The sequence below is a fragment of the Bathymodiolus heckerae thiotrophic gill symbiont genome, assembly GCF_900128515.1.
In the GTDB taxonomy this organism is placed as follows: domain Bacteria; phylum Pseudomonadota; class Gammaproteobacteria; order PS1; family Pseudothioglobaceae; genus Thioglobus_A.
The window spans coordinates 1-3,922 of sequence record NZ_FQTP01000109.1 but is presented as its reverse complement, the minus strand read 5'-3'; the positions used below and the strand labels follow the sequence as shown (position 1 = coordinate 3,922).

Here is a 3,922-nt window from a genome sequence, read left to right as displayed (position 1 = left end):
GGCCTCTTTTTTGGTTAATATTGGTTGGTGGTACAGGCAATATTATACCATTATTGATGGTCTTTTTTATTTTGATTTCAATAGGTTGTGGTTATTTTTTGGTTTTTTTGAACCCCAAAACTTTAGTAATTATAGGAATAATAGGTACTGTATTTGGGCTTGCAATAGGAATTCATGATTTATCAAATGATAACTCTATTTTAAACAATTCGATAAATAAACTAATAGTTGGACAGAAGGAGATATTTAAGAATGAAAAAAAATACAATTAAAGCTTTAGCTGTGACTTTATTTTTATTATCCGGGTGTTTTTTTCTTGCAAATCAAAGCTCGTATTCCGACCTTGTAGCTGGTTTTGTAATTATCTCAGCAGGCATACTAATAGAAGTTATTTTTCACCCGTGGAAAAACATGTTGACGATTGATAGCGACCTTGATTTAAAATAGTGGACTGGAATAACCTACAAAATTGAGTTTTCATAAAAGGTTAAATTAATTTTACATAGGTGCTTATAACAACGCGAGGATTACACTTGACCAGCTACACACAACCTAAAAACATGCTGAATATTAATATCCCATGGAAAGGGGCTTATCAAGTCAGGATTGTAAGGGATGGAAAGGAAAGAAGCCGATTGTTTTCATGGAAGCCTTGGGGTGGCAAAGGGAAGGCATTAAACGCTGCTAAAAGCTGGCGGGATCATATATGGTCCACCCCGTATTGCAAGTAAAATATTCATGAAACATAAAGAAATATTGCTTCCATATATCCGGCCTTGGAGTGAGATATTTTGTCATCTCGGGCCCTGATGGAATTCGCACATTCCAACCTCATCAAGTCTTCGGCTTCTAATGAGCCCGTGACCCCGTCAGGTTCTCTGGAATGCAGATGTTATCTTTTATGCCATCACTTCAATTTTATCCACGCAATTTGTTGTAATCGTTATAGTCTTTTTGTTTTCTAGTTCGTTTCTGGTTTTGCGGCTGTCAAGGAGGAACGCAGGCACTTGTGCCGAGTAGTCCTTGACAGCCGCAAAACCAGAAATACCCTGCTGAGCAGAAGTCAGGCTTTTTCTGACTCCTGCCTCCCGACGAGGGTGGGGTAAGCCGCATGGCTAGGGGCGAAGCCCCTGTTGAATGCTTAAATTGTGCTCTTTTCACTTTATGCGCCTATTGCACAATAATCTTGCTTTTTGGTTAACAGCGCCCACACAATCCGTGCGTTCTTATTGGCAACGGCAACATTGGAAATATTTTCTCCACGCCTTTGTTTAATCTCTCCAATCCATTGATTCCGCTTATCTTGATGTTTGTGGGCAACTCTGACCACCGACCGTCCTCCATGAATTAACAAGGTACGCAAATAAGTATCTCCCCGTTTACTGATGCCGAGTAAGTTCTGTTTTCCACCCGTGGAATGCTGGCGTGGAACTAACCCTAGCCAAGCGGAAAGTTCACGTCCACTTTTGAATACCGATATATCACCTATCGCGGCTATCAAAGCAGTTGCCGTTAACAGTCCAATACCTGGAATGGTAAGCAGTCGTTTACAGTCTTCATTTTGCTCGCTGATTACTTTCAACTTGACTTCCACAGCCTCTATTCCTTCCCAAATTTTTGTATGTACGAGTTTGCTGCTAGCTCAGAATTGGTTCCAGCTTGTCCAAGTGTTCCTATTTTCATATAGCCCCCATAAATTATAAATTAGATAAAAATTCTTAATAATTGAATCAAAGTAAGTAAATAAAATAAACTGCATTAATAATATTATATTAAAGTTAACTTACTGGTTTTCAATTTCAATCCAACACGCAAAAAGTGAATACCCATCAATGATTATTGGAGGCCCAGTTCTGTGTGCATTAAACCCCGCTCGTATTAGTAATTTCTCCACCCCAATAGGAGATACTGTGACAATACGTTTTGCCCCCTGTGAAGCAGCAACAGAAAGGCATTTATGAAGTAATTTTACTGTTTCAGGAGAAGGATGCTGTCTTCGTGAGCCCGTTTTTTTTACATTAAAGTCCGCTGTAGAAAAACGCGATAACTCCCAAACATCAGGTGAATTGGGTGGCGTCATTCCATTAAGGAGTTGAGGAAAAACATCTTTAAGAAGGTAAGGCTGAGTAGTGGGGAGAAGACGGCCACACCCTAAAACATTTCCTTGATTATCACGTGATACAACGTAGATTGCGTCAGAATTATCAAACTGGTCTTGTTCCTCGCCATTGAACGTTGAAAGATCCCAACCAAGTTTTTTCACAAATACCCCATAACGATATTTTGAAATATCCGCATATATACCTTTGGGGAGTTCTTTCTTTTTTCCTGTTATAACGTTCACACAACCTCCTAAAATATTGATTTATGAGGTATTTTTATTTATTTTTTTAGCTGATAATAGCTGATAGTAATGACAGGTTATGATATATATTGCATTCTTATATGATGCTTTACTTCATCACTCCAAACTACTTTATCAATCAATTTTTCAATCAATAAATTAGTCTTAGAAGAACCAATGTCACAATTTTTAGTAGTAATTAGCATTAAATTGCTTCTTGGCTGAGCATTTCTTTTATAGTAACTACCTGTGGTTGTAGAGACATTTATTATCCAGTCCCACCCAATACTAATAGCAGGACTAGTTTTGCTACCCCATTCTGTGTATCCCGTAACTTCAGAAAAGTTAACGTTTTCGGTTTTTTGTGATAACTCATTGAAATTATCATCAAGAGAAGATATTAAATGCACAAGTGGAATTTGTTTTAACTCTTCAAAAGTTAGTCGTATGTAACCATCGGAATGAATTGTTATTATTCGAGAAAGAGTGGTATTATTGATCACTCTTATCTTTTTTATACCCATTGTTTTATATTAAAAAATAAAAGTTAGGATGATATACAATTTAGCACCAACTTAATAGTTGTTAATATTGACAGCTTGCTAAACAGTTTCTATTTTATTCATAACGAACAAGGTTAGATTGTGATCGCGAAGCGAGCCACAATCTGAACCGTTTGTTGGACAAGCCCGGCCCGTTAGTAGGAAGTCTGTTAAATCGTTTCTATGAAAATAGCTTTTTGCTGATTAGCTCGATTGATTAATCAGACTTCGTTTTTACAACTTAATTGAACCTTGAGCGTTGCCCATTGCAGTCAACTCCTAAAGTTCAAGTATCGGGGCATTTTTTATGCTTTAATCCCCGATTTTAGCCCAAACAACTCCCTCAGCGCCTTATGCGCTGCTTGTCTGGGCGAAGGAGTGTGAATTTACATAACCTTTAGTGGTTCCAGCATTTAAGTCGGCACAGGCTGAAAGGTCACTTCCACTCTGGGGATTCTCCTACGCCCCACGATCATTACACCGCCACAACATTTGCAACTGAATTGTGGTCGTACTTTAAGTCTGCTTAATATCTTCGTCGGATCAAACTTTAGCAGGGTATGGATCAGTTTAATCACCCTTTTGCTATTGGGGTGCAAAAAACCGAAGTTCCGTGCACGGCGAAAGCCTTTAGGTAAAACATGTTGCAGTACTAACCATAAAAAATCAGCTCCTGAAAGCGTTTTGGTTCGATAACGTTTGGTTTTGCTGTCTTGATAACGATACGTCACTTTGCCATTCTGGCAGGATAAAATATCCTTTTCACGAATAACGCCACGGTAAAGGTATCGACCCAGATAAATCAGGGCTTTATCGCCAGCACCGACAAACTTGCAATCCACTACCCATTTTCCCGGAATCTTCGCAGGAAAAGGAAGTTTCTCTTCGCTCATGCGTGTCAGCATTTTAGCGCGAAAGACTTTCGCCAGTGCTTTATGATTAAACAGGTATTTTCCCTCTTTAGTACGCCAAAGCTTATTGGTCTTGTCCACGATTGCCGCCGGCATGACCACATGAATATGCGGATGATCCTTTA

Annotated in this window: 5 protein-coding genes and 1 pseudogene; 2 read left to right on the top strand and 4 right to left on the bottom strand. The window is 38.9% G+C overall.

Translation table 11 applies throughout. From position 1 onward, the window contains the following. Together BTHERMOSOX_RS09600 and BTHERMOSOX_RS09595 are read left to right on the top strand one after the other, a co-directional pair. Positions 1–272 (top strand): hypothetical protein (locus BTHERMOSOX_RS09600; protein ID WP_212744649.1); only part of this gene is annotated, 272 nt, incomplete at its 5' end. Continuing rightward, positions 253–447: a hypothetical protein gene (locus BTHERMOSOX_RS09595; protein WP_138120918.1), complete on the top strand. Its 195-nt coding sequence runs from the start codon at positions 253–255 to the stop codon at positions 445–447. The genes BTHERMOSOX_RS09600 and BTHERMOSOX_RS09595, both read left to right, overlap by 20 nt. A 715-nt stretch (positions 448–1,162) precedes the next feature. Here the strand turns inward: BTHERMOSOX_RS09595 and BTHERMOSOX_RS09590 are convergent. The 4 genes and pseudogenes from BTHERMOSOX_RS09590 to BTHERMOSOX_RS09575 form a co-directional block, all read right to left on the bottom strand. Beyond that, positions 1,163–1,555: pseudogene (locus tag BTHERMOSOX_RS09590) on the bottom strand (IS110 family RNA-guided transposase); the annotation flags it as partial. A gap of 228 nt (positions 1,556–1,783) precedes the next feature. Next, positions 1,784–2,344: an acyl-homoserine-lactone synthase gene (locus BTHERMOSOX_RS09585; RefSeq protein ID WP_138120916.1), complete on the bottom strand. Its 561-nt coding sequence runs from the start codon at positions 2,342–2,344 to the stop codon at positions 1,784–1,786. A gap of 77 nt (positions 2,345–2,421) precedes the next feature. After that, on the bottom strand, positions 2,422–2,868 hold the full coding sequence (locus tag BTHERMOSOX_RS09580) for a DUF4902 domain-containing protein (protein ID WP_138120914.1): 447 nt from the start codon (positions 2,866–2,868) through the stop codon (positions 2,422–2,424). Between the two features lie 431 nt (positions 2,869–3,299). After that, positions 3,300–3,922 (bottom strand): IS91 family transposase (locus BTHERMOSOX_RS09575; RefSeq protein WP_171004726.1); only part of this gene is annotated, 623 nt, incomplete at its 5' end.